The sequence below is a fragment of the Nodularia sp. UHCC 0506 genome (genome assembly GCF_034931045.1).
In the GTDB taxonomy this organism is placed as follows: domain Bacteria; phylum Cyanobacteriota; class Cyanobacteriia; order Cyanobacteriales; family Nostocaceae; genus Nodularia.
Genome location: NZ_JAYGHH010000010.1, coordinates 1 through 21091, shown reverse-complemented (window position 1 = coordinate 21091; position 21091 = coordinate 1). Strand labels below are relative to the sequence as shown.

The 21091-nt window shown below is 41.2% G+C and carries 19 protein-coding genes; 11 read left to right on the top strand and 8 right to left on the bottom strand.

What is annotated here, in order from left to right:
• Positions 1-11: 11 nt before the first annotated feature.
• The 4 genes from VB654_RS09010 to VB654_RS08995 all read right to left on the bottom strand — a co-directional run bounded on the left by VB654_RS09010 (position 12) and on the right by VB654_RS08995 (position 3660).
• The gene (locus VB654_RS09010; RefSeq protein ID WP_323213381.1) at positions 12-380 is read right to left on the bottom strand and encodes a VOC family protein; all 369 of its coding nucleotides are present in this window, start codon (positions 378-380) and stop codon (positions 12-14) included.
• Positions 381-557: 177 nt separating this feature from the next.
• Positions 558-1022: a CYTH domain-containing protein gene (locus tag VB654_RS09005; protein ID WP_323213380.1), complete on the bottom strand. Its 465-nt coding sequence runs from the start codon at positions 1020-1022 to the stop codon at positions 558-560.
• 307 nt (positions 1023-1329) lie between these two features.
• On the bottom strand, positions 1330-1497 hold the full coding sequence (locus tag VB654_RS09000) for a hypothetical protein (RefSeq protein ID WP_323213379.1): 168 nt from the start codon (positions 1495-1497) through the stop codon (positions 1330-1332).
• Between the two features lie 336 nt (positions 1498-1833).
• Complete coding sequence (locus VB654_RS08995; RefSeq protein ID WP_323213378.1) at positions 1834-3660, bottom strand: tetratricopeptide repeat protein; 1827 nt, start codon at positions 3658-3660, stop codon at positions 1834-1836.
• Between the two features lie 572 nt (positions 3661-4232).
• Between VB654_RS08995 and VB654_RS08990 the strand changes: the two genes are divergently transcribed.
• Positions 4233-6506 (top strand): ATP-binding protein, encoded by a 2274-nt coding sequence (locus tag VB654_RS08990; RefSeq protein WP_323213377.1) that lies wholly within the window; start codon positions 4233-4235, stop codon positions 6504-6506.
• Between the two features lie 85 nt (positions 6507-6591).
• Here the strand turns inward: VB654_RS08990 and VB654_RS08985 are convergent, their stop codons facing one another.
• Positions 6592-7827: an LL-diaminopimelate aminotransferase gene (locus tag VB654_RS08985; RefSeq protein WP_323213376.1), complete on the bottom strand. Its 1236-nt coding sequence runs from the start codon at positions 7825-7827 to the stop codon at positions 6592-6594.
• 378 nt (positions 7828-8205) lie between these two features.
• On the opposite strand from VB654_RS08985, the gene VB654_RS08980 reads away from it, so the two are divergent.
• Positions 8206-8478 (top strand): GlsB/YeaQ/YmgE family stress response membrane protein, encoded by a 273-nt coding sequence (locus VB654_RS08980; protein ID WP_323213375.1) that lies wholly within the window; start codon positions 8206-8208, stop codon positions 8476-8478.
• 56 nt (positions 8479-8534) lie between these two features.
• On the top strand, positions 8535-8894 hold the full coding sequence (locus tag VB654_RS08975; RefSeq protein WP_323213374.1) for a pentapeptide repeat-containing protein: 360 nt from the start codon (positions 8535-8537) through the stop codon (positions 8892-8894).
• An 86-nt stretch (positions 8895-8980) separates the two neighbouring features.
• Here VB654_RS08975 and dcd read toward each other — a convergent pair whose 3' ends face one another.
• Both dcd and VB654_RS08965 read right to left on the bottom strand, forming a co-directional pair.
• Entirely contained in the window at positions 8981-9562 is a 582-nt protein-coding gene (gene dcd, locus VB654_RS08970) for a dCTP deaminase (protein WP_323213373.1), read from the bottom strand.
• Positions 9563-9617: 55 nt separating this feature from the next.
• Positions 9618-10154, bottom strand: a complete 537-nt coding sequence (locus tag VB654_RS08965; protein WP_323213372.1) for a P-loop NTPase family protein — start codon at positions 10152-10154, stop codon at positions 9618-9620.
• 236 nt (positions 10155-10390) lie between these two features.
• Between VB654_RS08965 and VB654_RS08960 the strand changes: the two genes are divergently transcribed.
• The 5 genes from VB654_RS08960 (at position 10391) to VB654_RS08940 (ending at position 15181) form a co-directional block, all read left to right on the top strand.
• Complete coding sequence (locus VB654_RS08960) at positions 10391-10945, top strand: nucleoside monophosphate kinase (protein WP_323213371.1); 555 nt, start codon at positions 10391-10393, stop codon at positions 10943-10945.
• A gap of 304 nt (positions 10946-11249) precedes the next feature.
• The gene (gene rph, locus VB654_RS08955; protein WP_323213370.1) at positions 11250-11999 is read left to right on the top strand and encodes a ribonuclease PH; all 750 of its coding nucleotides are present in this window, start codon (positions 11250-11252) and stop codon (positions 11997-11999) included.
• Between the two features lie 149 nt (positions 12000-12148).
• A complete protein-coding gene (gene pgl, locus VB654_RS08950; protein WP_323213369.1) occupies positions 12149-12871 on the top strand; it encodes a 6-phosphogluconolactonase in 723 nt (240 codons plus the stop codon).
• 326 nt (positions 12872-13197) lie between these two features.
• Complete coding sequence (locus VB654_RS08945; protein ID WP_323213368.1) at positions 13198-14154, top strand: FHA domain-containing protein; 957 nt, start codon at positions 13198-13200, stop codon at positions 14152-14154.
• A gap of 283 nt (positions 14155-14437) precedes the next feature.
• Positions 14438-15181 (top strand): M50 family metallopeptidase, encoded by a 744-nt coding sequence (locus VB654_RS08940; RefSeq protein ID WP_323213367.1) that lies wholly within the window; start codon positions 14438-14440, stop codon positions 15179-15181.
• A 283-nt stretch (positions 15182-15464) separates the two neighbouring features.
• On the opposite strand, the gene VB654_RS08935 is transcribed toward VB654_RS08940, so the two are convergent.
• On the bottom strand, positions 15465-16490 hold the full coding sequence (locus VB654_RS08935) for a 2-hydroxyacid dehydrogenase (RefSeq protein ID WP_323213366.1): 1026 nt from the start codon (positions 16488-16490) through the stop codon (positions 15465-15467).
• A gap of 220 nt (positions 16491-16710) precedes the next feature.
• Between VB654_RS08935 and VB654_RS08930 the strand changes: the two genes are divergently transcribed.
• The 3 genes from VB654_RS08930 (at position 16711) to VB654_RS08920 (ending at position 20752) form a co-directional block, all read left to right on the top strand.
• Positions 16711-18471: a serine/threonine-protein kinase gene (locus VB654_RS08930; protein WP_323213365.1), complete on the top strand. Its 1761-nt coding sequence runs from the start codon at positions 16711-16713 to the stop codon at positions 18469-18471.
• A gap of 457 nt (positions 18472-18928) precedes the next feature.
• Complete coding sequence (locus VB654_RS08925; RefSeq protein ID WP_323213364.1) at positions 18929-20104, top strand: M20 family metallopeptidase; 1176 nt, start codon at positions 18929-18931, stop codon at positions 20102-20104.
• Positions 20105-20347: 243 nt separating this feature from the next.
• The gene (locus VB654_RS08920) at positions 20348-20752 is read left to right on the top strand and encodes an Hsp20/alpha crystallin family protein (protein WP_323213363.1); all 405 of its coding nucleotides are present in this window, start codon (positions 20348-20350) and stop codon (positions 20750-20752) included.
• Positions 20753-21091 lie beyond the last annotated feature (339 nt).

Genomic DNA, 21091 nt, shown 5'->3' with positions numbered 1-21091 from the left:
ATTGATTGGGTCTATTTTTGATGTAAAATCAAGCGGTTGCCATCGGGGTCATAAGCATAAACTTCTCGCCCGTGGGAAGCTGTGGAGATTTCGCCAGGGGGTGGATAGCCTAAATTTACCAGATGCGCGATCGCTTGTTCTAAGTTACTCACTTCTAAACACAAACTTATCTGGCTGTTGGCTGAGTTGGCAAATTCGGATGTATGGTTTTTTTGCGGTTGAAAAATCCCCAATCTTACTCCAGGAAGTTGAAACTCTGCATAAACATTGGGAATGAATGATAAAGGTTTTTTATTCAGTAATTCGGTATAGAAATCTACTAAGTTTGCAAAGTTAATAGATGCTATGGTTACGAGTGCTGCGGTATATTGAAAAATCATATCTAACAGTTAAGTAAGTCGTCACCAATAATTAAAGGTTTGTAGTCAGGATTTTAGTATTGAATTCAGGGCTAAAGCCCTGACTACGAGCTAAGTTACAATATTTTTACATTTTTTTTACGTAGTTAAGTTGATTCTCGCTAACTTACTTAACAATTATCAATTAATTAGACACCATTACCATTGAGAAAAGGGGTTGGTTACTAAATAGCTGTTGAAATATCTGGGGTCGTGGGATACTTCTTCACCAATCCAAGGGGGTAGTGAAATTTGTTGATTGATATCACTAAGTTCTACTTCTGCTAAAATCAATCCTTTATTTAAACCATCAAATTCGTCTATTTCCCAAATTAAACCACCCCATTCTACTTTGTATCTAATTTTTTCGATCAAAGGCTTTTGACATAACGTATTTAGCATTTCTTGAGCATCTTCTACAGGAATAGAATACTCAAACTCTAATCTTGAAAATTCAACACTAGGCCCTTTAACGGTTAAGTAACCTTGTTTTCCTACTATCCGCACCCGGACAGTAACTTGATCTTTTGTAGCAATGTAACCTTGACAATATACACTGCCTTGAGCTATTTTTCGCCAATTATCATCTTTGAGTAAGTATTTACGCTCTATTTCTTTAGCCATTTTGTAAAATTATTATTAGTTTTGGGCAAATATTTCAAAAATTGAATAGACTCAAAATTTATTCTAATTCTCAAGTCCATGAATAAAGTATAATATAAAACAACAGGTCATCAAGTTGTAAATGACCTGAAATTAATGAGAATTTAATGCGATCGCTTGGCAAAATTCTGGTTCATGGTATGATTTCCAGAATTAAGTATTAGCGATGGGTAAAGCCCCGCCTTCGGCGATCGCATTGCTTAATTTCTCTCATGAATATTTCAGTAATTACTCAAATGAGAGAACATTCAACTTGATTAAGGCGGATTTAATAACCGCTATTGATGCGTCCCGATCCACGATCAAAGTTAAGTCCACCGTCATAGATATAGTTAGAAAGGGGTAGGTGTTTAGCACTATTGCTTCTCTGAGGAGTAGCCAGAGATGACATAGACGCTTGCAAACCTACAAACAAGCCAGGGGTGAAGCGATTCATAATGTTAGTTTGGTAAGTTGATGGTAATTTCTACAAGCACAGGAAGTTTACGAAGAGAAGATTCCACAAAGCTTTGAATATATTCTAGCAAAGTTATTAGCTATGCAACAGCATTACAAGCCACATTAGCAGAGCATGATAACAAAACGATAATTTAAAATAGATAATTCTATACAGTGATTTCTGAGATATCTGGAAAAAACAATATAGAGAAGTTATATACACATCTATTTTAATTTACATGAACTACAGATTTATTTTGGCACTACATCTGTGAGTAATTATTTTTTGATGTATTACAATCACTGGGAAATTACTGTAATTTGTTTACAAAGATTATGAATGCTCAATTTGTGCGATCGCCTCAATAATTTGTTGATAATATTCTATATTTCCATCTCTATTATAAATATCCGCAGATTTTTGGAAATCGGCAATTGCACCTTGATAATCTTCAAGCCGACGGCGGATATCAGCCCGCAGCATTAAGGCTGAAGCCCAATAAGGCTGATGTTGTAAAGCTGCGTTTAAATCAACCAATCCTGCGGTTAACTCTCCCAGCATCGCCAAACTACGACCCCGGTTATACCAATCTTCAGCCCTACTAGAGTCTATAGCTAGAGCTTGATTATAATCTTCTATTGCTCCTTGATAGTCTTGTAGAGCATAGCGAGCATTGGCGCGATCGCTATAAAATGTCGCAGATTGAGGATTTCTTTGTAATACTTGGGTGTAATCTGCAACTGCGCCCTGATAGTCTTGTTTGGCATAGCACAAAGCAGCCCGATTGTAATAAGCTTCGATCAAATCAGCATTGATTTCTAATGCTTGATTATAATCTGCCATTGCCTCTTTTTCATTTCCTAAAAAACGATGAGCATTACCCCGGTTGCAGTAAGCTTGGGAAAAGTCAGGAAACAGCCCAATTGCTTGAGTATTATCTGCGACTGCTGCGAGAAAATCTTGTAAAATTTCGTAGGCAATACCCCGGCCATAATAAGCTTCAGCTAAATTAGGATTAATCTGCAATGCCTTCGTATAGTCTTGAATTGCCCCTGGATAATCTCCTTGACTACGGCGAATTGTCGCGCGATCGCAGTATCCTTGAGCTAAATGAGGATGAAGTTGTAAAAGTCGATTAATATCATCAATTGCCCCTTGATAGTCTCCCAGAAGGCGACGAACATTAGCCCGAAAGCCGTATACTAAAGCCAAAGTGGGATTGTTTTGTAATGCCTGACTATAATCCGCCAGCGCTTGGTGATAGTCTTTTAACGCTTCCCAAACTAAACCCCGTTCGCAGTATGCTTGAACATCATCAGGGTTCAATGTCAGTGCTTGGTTAAAATCAGCTAATGCTTGCTGAAAATTTTGGAGGCGTGAATAAACAAGTCCCCGATTATAGTAAGCTTCCGAAAAGTGCGGATTAATTTTCAAAGCCTGATTGTAATCTTTGATAGCGCCTTGATTATCTTGTAGAGCATAGCGGGCATTACCCCGATTATGGTAAACTTCGGCTAAATTGGCATCTAGTTTTAAGGCGCGGTCATGTTCTGCGATCGCTTGCTGATAATCTCCTAAAATATAATAGATATTACCCCGACTGCTGTAAGCTGGGGCAAAATAAGGATGCCATTGTAAAGCTTGTTGAAAATCAGCGATCGCTCCTTGATTATCGCCACAATTGCAACGCGCCACACCCCGATTATGTAAAGCTTTAGCAATATCGCAGTTAATTTGGGTAGCTAACTGAGGACTATTTTCTATGGCTTGTTGATAATCTGCGATCGCTTGGTTGTATTTTTCTAAAGCTAAGTAGGCATTACCCCGACTGTGATAAGATTGGGCAAACTGGGGATTAATGTCTATTGCTTGATCAAAGTCAGCGATCGCCCCCTCATAATTGCCTAAAAAATAACAAGCATTCCCCCGGTTACAATATGCTTCAGCAAACTGGGGATTAATGTCTATTGCTTGATCAAAGTTAGCGATCGCGCCATGATAATCTTTGAGTTCCGCACTGAGAATTAGACCCCTGTTATAGTAAGCTTCGGCGTAGTCTGGATGTAGCTGAATCGCCTGAGTATAATTTGCGATGGCTTCTTGATAGTCCCCTTGCAAATGTTTATTAAATCCCTGTTGAAAAAATTCGTCCGCATTCATCTAAGTTTGTCTGGGTTATGACACTCCCGACACTCATTGTAAGCCGATCTTAGTGTCACATCAATTTATTGAGTTTGTTTGCGCGATCGCACGTCAAAAACAAAAATTAATAACCTCTATTGATTTTCCCACACTTTTTACAGCTATGCCTACGCTATTGATCAAGGGATGATTGATCAACGCCTGAGATAACCTATTTCCGTTAATTCACAACATCAGAAATTTATATAGTGCGTAAGTTCTAGTTTATTGTGTTAAAATTGACCTTCCTTCCATCTCTTAACTTTTGCTACATCCTGGGAAATTTTCTCGCCCACTTATTTAGATCAATAAACGTAAAATTGAGAGATATATAAAAACCTACAATATAGTCTGAAAATTGAATGGCACTAATGATAAAGGCAAATCCATTATTTGCAAGGCTTTTGGGCGTGACAATTGTCAATCCAGCAGATATTTTCCCCTTTAATGTCCTAAAATTCCATCATTTTAATACTACACACAGACCTTGTGAACTGGGATGTTTCGCCTTTTTTTAATGCCATTCAACTTTAATTAGAATTAATATTTCCATGAATTCACCGATAAACTTCACTCCACCGCGCAAATTAAAAACAAACACATTCCTCAATCGACTTTTATTTGGAGATACCTCAGTATCGCCAAAACGTTTTAAGTTACTGCAAAATTTCTCGATTGTTAGTCTCCTTTCATTTACCCTGGCTATTGCCTGGCTGACTGGGTTCTATCGTCAGAAGGCTGTAAAGAACTTAGTCAATATTAAGGAAGAAAACAATGTTATTATCACAAAAATACTTGCGAATAACCTCTGGACAGAGTATGGATCATTTCTGTTGTCTACCAAAACCCTGAGTGATCAAGAGCTAGTCGCAGACCCTAGAATTAGCCAGATTCATAGAGCTGTACTACTCCAAGTTCAAGGTTCGTCCATAGCCAAAGTCAAGATTTTTGATTTGCAAGGGCGGACTATATTCTCAACGGAGTTGGCTCAAATTGGAGATGTAGCCAAATCTCCGGCTTTTCAAGCGGCTAAATCTGGACAAGTTGCCAGTGATATTGGATATCGAGATACCTTCACAGCTTTAACTAGCAATATTGAAAATCGTCATTTACTCGCCAGCTATATTCCGATTTACGATCAGCAGACTAACAAAGAGATGCTCGGCGTATTTGAAGTATATACCGATGTTACCCCCTGGTTGCAGCAGATTGAATCAACCCAAAGCAGTATTTTTATCAGAATTTCTCTAATTTTTGGAGTCCTTTACATTGTACTCTTTGTCTTTGTCTCTAGGGCAGATGCTTTACTGAAAAAGCAATATCAAGAATTGCAAGAGTCTGAAGCAGACTATCGGCTGCAAACCACCGACTTAGAAGATACCTTGACTGAACTACAACAAGCCGAAATTCAACTCAAAGCCCTCCTTGAACGCAGCCAACTACTCAATCACCTCAGCACAGAAATTCGCAACTCTCTAGCCTTAGACAGTATTCTTGAGACTGCTGTCAACGCAGTTTTTCAGCAACTCAAAGTGGATATTTGTACCTTTGGTTGGTATCGCTGTGATCCTCAAACACCCCTGTGGGAAGTAGTGCAAGAACAGCGAAATCCCCAACTTTGCAGTTGGTTAGGTTCTTATCAACTTGAGGAATTTCCTCGGTTATTTCAGCATATCTTTGAAGATGAAATTTATACTATTGATCTCCAAAATCCAGAGGATATTCAAGATCAAGAGCTAAGAGCATTTTGTGAATCAATGAAGATTAATCTTTATCTAGCTTTACCGATTCACACCGAGGGTAAAATAGGTGCATTTGAGATGGGACGAATTGATGACAGTCTAACTTGGCAACCAGATGAAATTGAGCTATTAAAAAACTTAGCAACTCAAATGGCGATCGCTATTCAACAAGCCAACCTTTATCAAACTTCCCAGTGCAAAAGTCAAGAACTCGAACGAGCCTATCAAGAATTACAACAAACCCAAGTGCAACTAATTCAATCAGAAAAAATGTCCAGCTTGGGTCAACTGGTAGCAGGTATTGCCCATGAGATTAACAATCCAGTAAGCTTTATCTACGGCAACCTAGAACCTGTAACAGAATATATTGAAGCTTTATTAAAAATAATTCAACTTTACCAAGCCTCCTATACTACTCCTTCAAGAGAAATCATGAAGGTCATGAAAGAAGTTGATTTAGAGTTTATCATCAAAGACTTACCTAAAGCCCTTCAGTCAATTAAAACAGGGGCATTACGGATTCAGGATATTGTTCAATCTCTGCGAACCTTTTCACGCCTAGATGAAGTTGGATTGAAAGCAGTAGACCTGCATGAAAATATTGATAATACCCTGATGATTTTACAAAGTCAGTTAAATGGTCGAACAGGCTGTCCAGAGATTACTGTAATTAAGAACTATGGCAACCTACCTAAATTTGAATGCTATATTGGCTTGCTAAATCAGGTGTTTATGAATCTGCTGATGAATGCTATTCAATCCATTGAAGAACGGCAAATCATGGAGGTTGACCCAAATTATCAGGGCATAATTACTATCACTACAATGGTAGAGCCATCGGAGGCGGTTGCAATTTCGGTGCAAGATAACGGCATAGGTATGACTCTAGAGGTTAAAGCTAGGATTTTTAATCCTTTTTTCACTACTAAAACTGTCGGTAAAGGTACAGGTATGGGATTGCCCAATAGCTATCAAATTGTCAAAAACAATCATCAAGGAGAGTTATTTTTTGATTCGACTTGGGGGGAAGGTACAATTTTTACAATTCGATTACCAAAGACAAAGGTGAAAAGGTCTTCATGACCCTGCTCCCTTGCTGTCTTTGATGATGATCTCACAACATCGCGTTGCTCCCTGTTTTATGGTGGGCATTACCCACCACAGATTTTTACACCTTAAACTTTTCAGTAATTCGCTTCATAGCTTCTTCGACATTTTCCCGACTATTAAAAGCCGAAATGCGGAAGTAGCCTTCACCCGCAGCACCAAAACCAGAACCAGGCGTACCCACCACATTCACCGTTTGCAGTAGCTTATCGAAAAATTCCCAACTAGATAAATTATTCGGAGTTTTTACCCAAACATAAGGTGCATTTATCCCACCATATACAGCTAATCCGGCTGCTGAGAGTTGTTCACGAATAATTTTGGCATTTTCTAAGTAAAAACTCACTAATGCTTGAATTTGCGCTTTTCCTGCTTCGGAGTATACCGCTTCTGCACCCCGTTGGATGATGTAGGAAACGCCATTAAATTTAGTCGATTGGCGACGATTCCACAGTTTCCAGAGATCCACATCAGTACCATCAGCCGCTTTTGCTGTTAACGTTTTGGGTACAACAGTTAACGCGCAACGGGTTCCGGTAAAACCTGCATTCTTGGAGAAGGAACGAAACTCAATAGCACATTCTCTTGCACCTTCAATCTCGTATATAGAGTGAGGAATGGCGGGATCGGTGATATAAGCTTCGTAGGCAGCATCAAAGAAAATAATTGAATTATTCGCTTTAGCATAATCTACCCACCCTTGGAGATATTCCTTGGTAGCAGTTGCACCAGTGGGGTTATTGGGGAAACACAGATAAATTAAATCAACTTTCTGCGAGGGAATTTCAGCCTTGAAGTTATTATCAGCCGAAATCGGCAAATAGACTAAACCGCCAAATTCGCCTTTATCGTTGGCATCTCCGGTATTACCAGCCATCACGTTAGTGTCTACGTAGACGGGATATACAGGGTCAGTAACGGCTATAACGTTATTTTTGCCAAAAATATCAAGAATGTTGCCTGTATCGCATTTAGAACCATCGGAAATAAAGATTTCTGAAGCATCTATATCAGCGCCTCTAGCTTGAAAATCTTGGGCAGCAATTTTTTCCCTTAACCAAGCATAACCTTGTTCGGGGCCATAGCCTTTAAAGGTAGCGCGATCGCCCATTTCTTCCACAGCCTGAATCATCGCTGTGCGGCAAGCTTCTGGTAGAGGTTCTGTGACATCACCGATACCCAAGCGAATAACTTTAGCGTCAGGATTTGCTTCAACAAAGGCATTCACCCGTCGGGCAATTTCGGGAAACAGATAACCAGCTTTCAGCTTTAGGTAGTTGTCGTTAATCGTGGCCATAGTGGAATTAAAAAAACAGTCTAGATAAAACAGCTTATACCGTTTTTTTATTTTTTCTGAGTCCAGCCTCAGATCATGACACATCTATGACTACTCCACCCCAGCTATTATACAGAGTTGATGTAGACATTTGGTATGAAACGTCTCTACAGGAGTTCTGTGATCACGGATATTTAATTTTTACCAAATATCCATAACTGCTAATAGATATGTGCAGAACTCTTACAGATTCCATCAGGTTATATATCAAAAGAAGTGCTAATCATCTAAATCGTCTGTTGCAACTCTCGATAATTAGTTCTGATGATAGATTTAATGCCAAGGGCGGAATTGCTAATCTATGTCTGAACAGTAAAAATATTTACTAAATTAAAAATCATGAACATTCTTGCTTGGATTGCTTTAGGTTTAATTGCCGGTGCGATCGCTAAGGCTATTTACCCCGGAAATCAAGGTGGTGGGATTTTAGGCACAATATTACTGGGAATTATCGGCGCTTTTATTGGTGGTAGCTTGGGGGTATTTTTTAGTACAGGAACCTTTGCTCTCACGGCTCCAACTCTCAGTTTTACGGGGATTATTTTGGCGATAATTGGTGCAATTGTGGCTATTTTCTTGTGGAACTTGTTAACGTCTCGCAGTGCTGCATAATTAAATTTTTGTAATTAGTTAACCATTCACTAAATCTCTATTTAGATGAGGTATATATGGATGTAAATAATTTTCTGCAACGTTATGCTTCTGGAGAACGAGATTTTTATGAGGTTGATTTGAGTAGAGCTAATCTAGGTGGTGCAATTCTACATAAAGTTAATCTTAGTGGTGCAAATCTGAGTCACGCTAACCTAAATAAAGCACATCTCGAAGAAGCAAATCTTAGTAATGCAGATTTAAGTACAACTTATCTGACAGCAGCAAATTTAGAAGGTGCTAATTTGTCAGGCGCTAACCTACATAAAGCTGATTTGGATCGTGCCAATTTACGAGCAGCAAATTTAACTAATGCTAACCTGGAAGGAGCCAATTTTCGCAACGCTACTCTCCCCGATGGTACAGTTTCAGATTAGGTTTGTTAAAAAGCAAGATTTATCTATATTTTTTACCCAAATTGCTGCTGAAACTTCCTCAGCAGCAATTACTCATTTTTTGATTTCTAAACCTTGGCAATGGTGACATTTTGCGGTTGATTTTGATACTTGCCAAAGCGTTCTGCGTAAGTTGTTTGACATGGTTCTCCTTCTAAAAACAGCAGTTGTAAAACACCCTCGTTAGCGTAAATACGACAGTCTGCACTAGAAGCATTGCTGAATTCTAAAGTCAAAAAGCCTTCCCAAGAAGCTTCGGCAGGAGTTATGTTAGCAATAATTCCACAACGCGCCATTGTTGATTTGCCAATACAAATAACTGTAATATTTGCCGGAATCCGCAATCGTTCCAGGGAGACACCTAAAGCATAAGAATTGGCTGGAATAATGAAAAATGAGCCATCTTCATCGGTTTGCAATGCAATAGATTCTAAATTTTCAGGATTGAACCGCTTGGGGTTGACAACCGTACCGGGAATATGTCTAAAAATCCGAAAATCTGTGGGAGATAATCTCAAATCATAGCCATAGCTAGACAAACCGTAACTAATAACTCGCCTGTCTTCAATCTCACGCACTAGAGAAGTTTCAAATGGCGAAATCATTCCTAGTTTGGCTTGTTCAATAATCCATTTATCATTTTTTAGCACGTTTGACCTCTTTTTGAATAAATCTACAAAATATCAATTACAGCAGCGAATACACTTAAGGTCGATGACTGCGACGAACTTCGGTAATTTGGTCTGCTACATCTAAAATTGATTTTGGCATCTCTATTCCTGTGAGAATGATATCGATATGAGGGGGGCGTTGTGCCAGAAATTCTAAAACTTCTGTTTCGGGAATTAAACCAAAATTAATTGCTACACTTAATTCATCTAAAACTACGAGAGAATATTTACTCTCATTTACTACTTTTTGTGTATATTGCCACAACTTTTGTAATGCTTGCTCTTCAGCTTCATCTAGATGCGGTGTGTCAATACAACGAGGCAAATCACAGCGAATCCAATCTAAATTTTGCCCTAATTTAATGGGTGTATCTTGACCTTGACGAATACCGCCTTTGAGAAATTGTACTACCAATACTGGTGTACCTTGACCAGCAATTCTTAGGGATTGGGCGATCACATCAGTAAAAAAATTACGTTGTGTACTAGTAAAAACTTGCACTAGTCCTTCAACTGGATAGGGTAAGCTGAGAGATGAATTGACGCTAGAAGTTTCTAATTGGGCAACCATAGGGGAAATTAAAAAAATAGCAAAGAATTTACAGAATTTTGCAGAAAGTCCAACGAAGCATGATTGACATTTTCGTTTTTGGCATGAGATTAATGATTATACATAATTGTCTGTTAAAAATAATTGAAAAATCTGGGAGCAGCAAATGGGAAAATCCCAGTATTTAGCTATCATCTGGATTTAAGCAAAACAGATTTATATTGTAATTAATTTGACTTACACGGGAGTGAGTGGTCGTGAGATTAGTGATTTTGGGAGGTTCAGGATCGGGGAAAAGCACGCAAGCGCAAAAGCTTTGCCAAAATTTTGACCTACCTCAAATTTCTACAGGTAAGATTTTAAGGGAAGCGATCGCTAGTATGAGTGATCTAGGTAGTTATGCACAACCTTATGTCACAAAAGGCGAACTAGTTCCGGATGAAATTATGATTGAATTTATCCGTTTGCAACTCAAAAAGCCTGAACTTGATCAGGGTTGGGTATTAGAGGGTTATCCCCGGACGGCATTTCAAGCTGAGGAATTAGACTTTTGGTTGGATGATTTAGGGCAGAAGTTAGATTGGGCTATTTATTTACAAGTAGCAGAAGCTACTATGGTTCGTCGCTCTTTGAAGCGTTCTCTTGCCGATGACCAACCCGAAATTGTACAGCGCCGGGTAGAATTATTCTATGATCGCACTATTCCCATTCTAGAATATTACGACCGTCGCCGTTGCTTGTTGACTATTAATGGTGATCAATCACCAGAGTTGGTAGAGCAAAATATTTCTACTTTGCTTTCTACTCCATAGAGTTTTGAGAAGAAGCAGGGGAGAAGAAGCAGGGGTGCAGGGTGCAGGGGTGCAGGGGGCAGGGGTGCAGGGGTGCAGGGTGCAGGGGTGCAGGGGTGCAGGGTGCAGGGTGCAGGGGAGAACAAACTTACCCAAAACTTTCTTCACTTTCCCCACTCAACACTCAACACTCAACACTCAACACTCCACACTCCACACTCCACACTCAGCACTCAGCACTCAGCACTCAGCACTTTCCCCACTCATCGGTATCTGATACCCTGAAGGCAGTCTACTTGTATATAAAATTTCTGAGGCAACTCTCATGGTTTGGCAGCGTCCCGATGGTCGGAAACCCGCAGAACTTCGCCCTATAAGCTTTCATGCCGGGTTTACTCGGTTTGCTCCCGGTTCTGTTCTGACAAAATTTGGAGACACTCAAGTACTTTGTACTGTCACTGTGAGTGAGGGAGTGCCGAAGTTTTTAACCGGAACTGGTAAAGGTTGGTTGACAGCCGAGTATCGAATGTTGCCTTCGGCTACACAAGAACGGCAAGCACGAGAATTGTTGAAGTTGTCTGGACGAACTCAAGAAATTCAACGTTTAATTGGACGTAGTTTAAGGGCTGCAATTGATTTTGAGGCGTTGGGAGAAAGAACACTAACTGTAGATGCTGACGTGCTGCAAGCCGATGCAGGGACTAGAACAGCCGCGATTACAGGGGGGTTTGTGGCCTTGGCTCATGCAGTATCTCAATTATTACAACAGGGTAGATTAGAGCGATCGCCTTTATGTGGACAAGTAGCAGCAATATCTGTGGGTTTATTGCAAGGCGAGCCATATTTAGATTTAAATTATCTTGAGGATTTAGCCGCAACTGTAGATTTTAATGTGGTGATGAATCAACACTTAGGTATAATTGAAGTCCAGGGAACGGCGGAAGAAGGCAGTTATAGCCGGACTCAATTAAACCAATTACTAGATTTTGCTGAAAAAGGCATCCAGCAATTGTTGATCTCTCAGAGAGAGGCGATCGCCTCCGCAGATTGGGATCAGCTGTTCATGGCCAAGTAGTAACAGCAGCAATTCTGTAAAACAGTGGCTCTGCCTTCTCTACTTGTCTCCAATTTCGGCATCATGTTAAAAGTTTCAAAAGTTAAAACAGGGAATAGTCATAAGTTGGGTATGGTATTGCTGGAAGTCGGTAATATGATCGTGAAACCATGAATAAAAAGGTGGAAATTCTCCCAGATATTTCAGTGCTAGTTGAGCGATCGCTCAATTTAATTTTGTCTAAGTTGTCAACAGCCATTGCACAACGAGGGCAATTTACTATCGCCTTGGCTGGTGGTAGCACACCTAAGCCATTGTACGAGGCACTAGCTAATCAAAAACTGCCTTGGGATAAAATTCATATCTTTTGGGGAGATGAACGTTATGTACCACCAGATCATCCCGATAGCAATGAACTGATGGCACGACGTGCATGGTTAAATCACGTTGATATTCCAGCAGCTAACATTCACTCTGTACCAACTTTGGACGGAGATCCAGTAGTATCAGCCACCAAATACGAACAGCATCTACAAGAATTTTTTAATTCTTCCTCTCACGAATTTCCGGCTTTGGATGTAGTATTGCTAGGAATGGGTGATGATGCACATACTGCCTCTTTGTTTCCTCACACCGCAGCTTTAAAAGTGCAAGATCGACTGATTACTGTGGGTAACAAAGACGGCAACCCTCGCATAACCTTCACATACCCATTTATCAACGCTGCTCGCAGTGTTATTTTTGTGGTTGCTGGTGCTAATAAACGACCAGCTTTAGCTCAAGTTTTCGCGCCTGTGGCAGATGACTTTACTTATCCATCCCGCTTGATTCAACCCCAAGGTGAGCTTTGGTGGTTACTGGATGCAGCAGCAGGTTCGGAACTTTCAACTTAACTTTCCCATTGGAGTAATTGTTAAAATCGGAAGCTAGAGTTGTCCCCTGAGCTAAATTTTGAACTGCGGGATATTTCAGCTTGTTCCTAGCCGTTGCTCACGCAGTCGCCCAGAACTAGTACTGCAAGGCGTTCGTCAAAAGTCAAAAAGCTTTGACGTTTGGCTTTTAAACCTTTTGCAAGGGTATCTATATTTACGCCATGCTGTACTAGCTAAATTTCCTCGCAACTTTTCTTTGTAGCGCTTTCTCACAGCAGAAGTGTCTACAGAGTTTTCCTTGCTTGCCAACATTATTTTATGATGATCTTGAACAAAGGCTTAAATTGATGATCGTCTGTCCTAATTGCAATCACCCCAATCCAGACGGCGCTGTGCAGTGTGAAGCTTGTTATACGCCGTTACCTACAACTAGCAACTGCTCCAATTGCGGGGCTACTGTGCAGGCTGATGCTGCTTTCTGCGGTCAATGTGGTTTTAACCTGCACTCAAATGTTGCCCCGGCTGCTGCCACCTCTGTCGCCACAGTTGCCCCTGACATCCCAGTAGAACTACCACAGTTAGTTGAACCTGACCCGTTGTTAGAACTCTTACAACCAGATGCTTTGGGAATTAACTCAGATCCCAACGCTAATCAGCCGGCTGTTCCACCCCTACCACCAACTGCAATGTCAGTGCCATTAGCAGAAGCAGCAGAAACTCCGCCCCCGGCACCAATACCTACTGTTGTTGTTCAACCTGTAGTTGCAGAACCAGAACCAGAACCAGAACCTGTTGCGGTTCCAGAGGCAGTGGCAGAACCAGAACCTGTTGCGGCTCCAGAGGCAGTGGCAGAACCAGAACCGGAACCAGAACCTGTTGCGGCTCCAGAGGCAGTGGCAGAACCGGAACCAGAACCAGAACCCGTTGCGGCTGCACCAACTCCCGTACCATCTGCTTCCATGACACAATTGCAGCAGGTAACGGCAAGATTGTTCCACGTTCAGAGCGATCGCGAAATTGAATTGCCACAAACTCTATCTGTAATTCACATCGGCAAACCCAATGACCGGATTCCCCCCGATGTCGATGTTTCAGGATTTTCTAATTCAGAAATTGTTTCCCGAATCCACGCAGATATTCGAGTTGAGGGCGATTTTCACTACGTAGAAGATGTCGGCAGTTCCAATGGTACTTACATTAATAACTCACCGTTATTACCAGGGAATCGACACCGCCTCAGACCAGGCGATCGCATCAGTCTAGGTAAGGGCGATTTGGTAACGTTTATCTTTCAACTTGCTTAACTGATAGGGTTAGTGGTAGAGGAGTTCTAAATCCTCCCTGCTCCCTACTTCTTGATCCATCCTCCAGCAGCCTCTATCATCTATCTTGGAGGATGAGCAAATCATCTACATCACACTGGCGAAGGATAACTATATTGTTCTTTGTAGCGTTTTAGCTAACCGCCTCCTTATCAGGGTGTAAACGGCTGTATTAGCTAGGAATTGTACTACTTCTACAAGTACACTAGGATAGATGAAAGTACACTCAGTGTATTTGGCGTAATTACGTTCAGGAAAGTGAACTATGCGGGAACCAGGAAAAGATTTGCACCCACATTTGACGACAGAAGCTCCACCAGCAGTTGAACGTATGGGGCTAACTTGGCTAATTACAGCAGCGATCGCAACGATTGTGTTGTGGCAAATTCCCAGTGGGGATTATATTTTATACCCTTTTAGTATCCTGGCAACTTGGTTCCATGAAATGGGTCATGGCTTGATGGCCTTGTTATTGGGGGGAAAATTTCATCAATTACAGATTTTTAGTAATGGTTCTGGCGTTGCCAGTTATAGTATTTCACGAGCCTTATGGCCAATTGGCCCAGCTGTAATCGCCGCCGCCGGTCCAATGGGGCCACCTCTGGCCGGTGCAGGTTTGATTCTGGCTTCCCGGAGTTTTTCCATAACTTCCCTGAGTTTAAAAATACTGGGTGGTGTTTTATTACTTTCAACTTTACTTTGGGTACGTTCCTGGTTTGGATTGTTGGCAGTTCCCATACTGGGGATCATTATTCTTGGTTTTGCCCTCAAAGCTCCCCAGTGGATGCAGGAGTTTGCCATTCAATTTTTAGGTGTACAAGCCTGTGTGAGTACCTACCACCAAATAAATTATTTATTTAGCTACAATGCCGGGCCGCTAGGACTTTCTGATACTGGGCAGATGCAAAAGTATTTACTTTTACCTTACTGGTTTTGGGGAGGATTGATGGCGATCGCATCTCTGGTGATTTTAGCCCAAAGCCTCCGTATTGCCTATCGTTCGGAATGAGGATTTTCGGACCCTAATTGCCGAACAACTGGAATAGTTGCCGGCTCATGACTAAGAGACTTCCAAATAAAAAAATATCCCGTCGTTTTGAGAGCAGGGGGAGAAAAGGTCATTTTAGTTGCAAAAATTTGGATCAACTTTTGTGTGGAATTCTCTAAATAAAAAGTTGTACTCCTACTGTAGCTTGAGAAAACTTTTCATACTAAAAAGCGCCCTGCTGTTGGGAGAGCTGCTTTTATTGTATATTCAGTTTTGTTTCCCTTTTGCTAGATCAAACTTGCACTTAACTAACCAGTGCTTTAGCTGCAACTTCTGGTTGATAAATCAGCTCATTGGCACAAGAACGACCCTGTTCAATATCGGCAATATTAGCAAAAGTCGTTTCGGCAATATTGTGAAGTGCTTCTTCTGTAAAAAAGGCTTGATGTCCAGTCACCAAAACATTAGGAAATGCTGTCAAGCGCTGGAACACATCATCTTGAATGATTTCTCCAGACAAATCTTCAAAGAATAAATCTGATTCTTGTTCGTAAACATCCACACCCAAAAAGCCTATTTTGCGTGACTTCAGGCCTTCAATAACTGCCTTAGTATCAATCAGCCCTCCTCGACTAGTATTAATTAACATCACCCTGGGTTTCATTTGGGCTATGGACTCAGCATTGATCAAGTGATGAGTTTCTGGCATGAGAGGACAATGTAAAGAAATAATATCAGAGTTAGCAAATAACTCAGGCAATTCTACATACTTTCCGCCCAGTTTCTCTAGTTCGGCATTGCGATAAACATCATAAGCCAGTATATTACAGCCAAAACCCTTCATAATCTGTCCCAAAATCAGACCGATTTTACCAGTGCCAATAATCCCTACTGTGCGACCATACAGATTAAATCCCAATAGTCCTGTGAGAGAAAAATTACTTTCCCGGACTCGGTTATAGGCATGATGAATCTTGCGATTCAGGCTTAAAATTAGTCCTACAGCGTGTTCTGCTACTCCATATGGTGAATAGGCAGGAACACGAACAACTTTAATCCCCAAAGCTGCTGCGGCTTGTAAATCGACATTGTTAAATCCTGCACACCGGAGGGCAATTAAGCGAGTTCCCCCCCCAGCCAGAATTTTTAAAGTTGGTGCATCAACCAAATCATGCACAAATACGCAAACAACCGGAAATCCAGCCGCTAAGATGGCGGTATTCTGACTTAAGCGGGGTTCAAAAAAAACCAACTCGTGTGGGGAGGGAGAATTTGCAGCCTCTAAAAACTGTCGATCATAGGCCTTGGTACTGAAAACTGCTATTTTCATTTTAAATCTCAGGCTGTATGCTGCATATTTTTCCAATTTATAATAGCTTGCAGATGAGAGGGGCGATCGCATCTCCTATGACTGCCAGTTATAGACTTTAGCCTGACTTTTAACAATTGCACAGCTAAAGCAAAACTTTAGAATTTAGAGAAAATTTCCACCTGAAGCCGCAATCGCAAGGGTAAAGGTTAAAATCAATTCAGCCTTTGTATTGTAGGGAATGTGTCCACACATCACTAAGAGTGCGGTTCACTGCATAAATCCTGATTGTCAGCGTCCTTATCCTCAACCTTGGGGAAACAAATTTTGTAACAGCTGTGGCGCATTGCTACAGCTGTCAGATCGTTATGTCCCTCTCCAACCCTTGGGTGCTGGTGGTTTTGCCCAAATTTATACAGTTTGGGATGAAAAAACCCAGACAGAGAAAGTCCTGAAAGTTTTGGTGGAACATTCACCAAAAGCATTGGAATTGTTTACACAAGAAGCAGAGGTTTTAATTAAGTTACGCCATCCAGGTGTTCCCAGAGTGGAAGCTGATGGTTATTTTCAGATAAATTTGCCCACTCCTAAACCGCATCTACTAGCTTGTCTAGTGATGGAAAAAATTAACGGGCAGACTTTGGCGGAAATACTCGAAAATTATCCTCAAGGATGTCCAGAGGAGTTAGTGTTAATTTGGTTTTCTCAGACTGTCAAGATTTTACAGGAATTGCACAAACGCCAAATTATTCACCGGGACATCAAACCTTCTAATTTGATGTTGCGAACTCCCTCAACCACTGTACCCTTGACTCCAGGGGAAAACAAAGTGGAACTGGTATTGATTGATTTTGGTGGGGTAAAACAATTTAACACTGCTAAACTGCGTCGAGAATCTAGTTCAACTAGGTTATATTCTTCAGGTTACAGTCCCCCAGAACAGATTACTGGTAGTAATGTGGGGACTGCGGCTGATTTTTATGCCCTCGGTCGGACGATGATTGAATTACTGACGGGTAAATATCCGCCGGAGTTAGAAGACCCCCAAACTGGGATTTTGCAATGGCGAACTCACGTTAACGTTAACCCGAAACTAGCAGATTTACTAGATGAAATGGTACTAGAAGATGTGCGATCGCGTCCAGTAAATGCGGTCATGATTCAGAAACGCTTGACTAAGATCATCCGCACATCATCGCACCCTAGTTTATTTTCCCAAATAAGTCACTCTGTTCAGCAAGCCACTACACAGGCTTCTCGTCAACTGACACTATCAATACAAGCTGTTGACCAAGCATTCAGCAATCTCACCAAAGCTATAGGTAAAACAGTTCTTTTGATAGCTCAGGCAACTTTCAAAGCTGTACAAGCTTGTTTGGCGACCATTTGGGCAATGCTGCTAACTGGTTTTGCTACCTGTATAGGTACAATAGCTGGTTTTTTCGTAGCCTATCGTACAGCTTTGGGCGACCAGGTTTCCGAATATATTTTTAGTCAGCTACCCGAATTAGCCAATGATACTCAAACTGTAATGGCGACACAAATTATGGTGTTTGTTGGCGCAGGCTTAGGTACAGCATGGGGACTGACAATATCGGGATGTTTTGGTCAAAGACGACGGTTTTTAGTCACATCGCTCATGGGTATGATTAGCTATGGGTTTAGCTGGTTAGTTTTACAACTAATTACGAACAAAGATAGCGGCGAAGGACTATTAGGAGTAATTTTAGTAGCAGTTTTTCTGCTCACGTTGAGTATAGATTTTCGTAGCCATCACGTAGTTCATGCTGTGGTTGCTGCATTTGGGACAGCCATTATTTTCGCAATGTTAATTACTGTTGGCTTTCCCACGACTGTTTTTGAATTTGCTGATCAGTCCCTCTGGTCGTCCTTATCCCTACCCATCACTTTTTTTACTTTGGTGAGTCTCTTGATGAGTTTTTGGTTGGGTGTGAGTTATTACTTGATTGTTCCTGGCTTACGATTTTTGGGATGGCGTTAAAGCAGGGAGCAGGGAGCAGGGAGCAGGGAGCAGGGAGCAGGGAGCAGGGAGCAGGGAGCAGGGAGCAGGGAGCAGGGAACTTTTTCACCTGCCCAAGACAAGATCCCCCCAGCTAAAGGTCAAAAAAGCTAGGGGGATCACATATGTGGTAGTCTATAAATGGTTCAGTATAATTAGCTTACGAAAATTATTCTAAACCCTAAATCCAGTTTTGTGTAGTCATATAAATATAATTTATCGGATTTTTATAGTTTCTTCACCACCACTTTACCGAAGAGGCAGAAGGGAAGGGGCTTGAACTGGGCAGAGTATAAGCTTTGTCTGTGTCTTTTCTCTTGCACCCTACACCCTGCAACTCTGCTTCTCTTGACCCCCGTACTCTGGCTGTAGAACAAGAGCATTTTGTTTTGAAACAGTTATCTATCATGGGAACAAGCCTGTGAGATAAAATAGAGTAATGCTAACCAATATTAAAGACTTAGCCACAAAATTAGCGCCCCGCTTAATTGAAATTCGCCGCCATATCCACGCGCATCCAGAACTTAGCGGTCAAGAATACCAAACATCTGCTTTTGTGGCTGGTGTATTGTCTTCTAGTGGTTTACACGTGCAAGAGGGTATTGGTAAAACGGGAGTGATTGGAGAATTGCCAAATAACCCTACAAATGACCGTGTGTTGGCGATTCGGACTGATATGGATGCTTTACCAATTCAAGAACGGACAAAATTAGAATATACTTCTCGGATTGAAGGTGTGATGCACGCTTGTGGTCATGATGTTCACACCACCGTTGGCTTAGGAACAGCAATGGTGCTGTCTCAAATGGCAGAGGAATTGAACGGAAAAGTCCGGTTTTTATTTCAACCAGCTGAGGAAATTGCTCAAGGGGCGAGCTGGATGGTAAATGATGGAGCGATGGAAAATGTCTCTGCTATATTAGGCGTTCATGTTTTCCCTTCCATCCCCGCCGGATCTATTGGTATCCGTTACGGCGCATTAACGGCTGCGGCTGACGATTTAGAGATTATCATTATCGGCGAATCTGGACATGGGGCGCGTCCTCATGAAGCGATTGATGCTATTTGGATTGCTTCACAAGTGATTACGGCATTGCAACAGGCCATTAGCAGGACACAAAATCCTTTGCGTCCTGTGGTATTGAGTATAGGAAAGATTACTGGTGGCAGAGCGCCCAATGTGATTGCTGATCATGTACAGTTGTTGGGAACCGTGCGATCGCTCCATCCTGAAACCCGAACTCAACTCCCCAACTGGATTGAAAATATTGTAGCTAATGTCTGTCATTCTTTCGGGGCGCGTTATCAAGTTAATTATCGTCAAGGCGTGCCGAGTGTACAGAATGATTATGCTATCACTCAATTATTACAATCATCGGCCGAAGAAGCTTGGAGTAGCGATCGCGTCCAAGTCTTACCTGAACCTTCTCTGGGTGCTGAAGATTTTTCTGTTTATTTAGAACACGCCCCAGGTTCCATGTTTCGCTTAGGTGTCGGCTACAAAGATAGAATTATTAATCACCCATTACACCATCCTGAATTTGAAGTTGATGAATCGGCGATTATCACCGGAGTTGTAACTATGGCTTACGCCGCTTATAAGTATTGTCAGTAAGTGGGCAATACCCCCCATATCCTCATACGGTAAATCCAACTAATTTTTGTACGGTTTACCCAATTTCTTTTGGTTTTCTCTGGGCTTAAATTACTTATTAGAGAGAAGAAAAAAGCCAATAAAACTTCTCCCTCAGAAATTAGAGTTTCAATAATAGCTCACATATCTGAAAACTCTAATTACCTCTAAAACTTCATGAGATAACTTAAAAGTGAATTAGAAAGTTAAGGAGAGGATTGAAATATGGCACTTATTCGTTGGGAACCATTCCGAGACATGGAAATTCTGCGTCGTCAAATGGATCAAATCTTTTCTGAAATGACCACCGATGAACGCAGTAACTCAGATATTTCCCCAGCAACCAGAACAGCTTGGGTTCCTGCCGTTGAACTGTCTGATCATGGTTCTAAGTTGCTGTTACGAGCCGAAATCCCTGGCGTAGAAAGTAAAGACCTAGATGTTCAAGTGACTCAAGATGCAGTCTCAATTGCGGGTCAACATCATTATCAAGAAAGCACAAACTCTAACGGAAAGATCCGCTCAGAATTCCGTTATGGCAAATTCCAAAGAATAATTTCTTTGCCTAGCAAAGTTCAGCATCAACAAGTTCAAGCAGACCTCAAAGACGGAATTTTAACTCTTAGTTAACCTAAGCTAGAAACAGAACAAAATAAGGTGTTCAAAGTCAGTTTTGATCAACCTCAAACAGCTACTAATAGTCTTGAGTCTAGTAATAGTAAATAACAAAGCTAACTGAGACTATATTAGCAGCGTCTGGATTGACTAAGTTTTGATATTAACCCAGCTAGGGAGTCTGCTGGGTTTTTTGTTGCTTACACAAAGGGCGAGTAAGATGCCCACTCCACAAAATTTATCATGATTTGACAGGATTTATCTAGCCAAAGTAGAGGTGAGTTTCATCACCTTGATTACCAATTAATCAGCAAATAATCACGCATTACTAAACATTCACTCCGGTTTTATTAA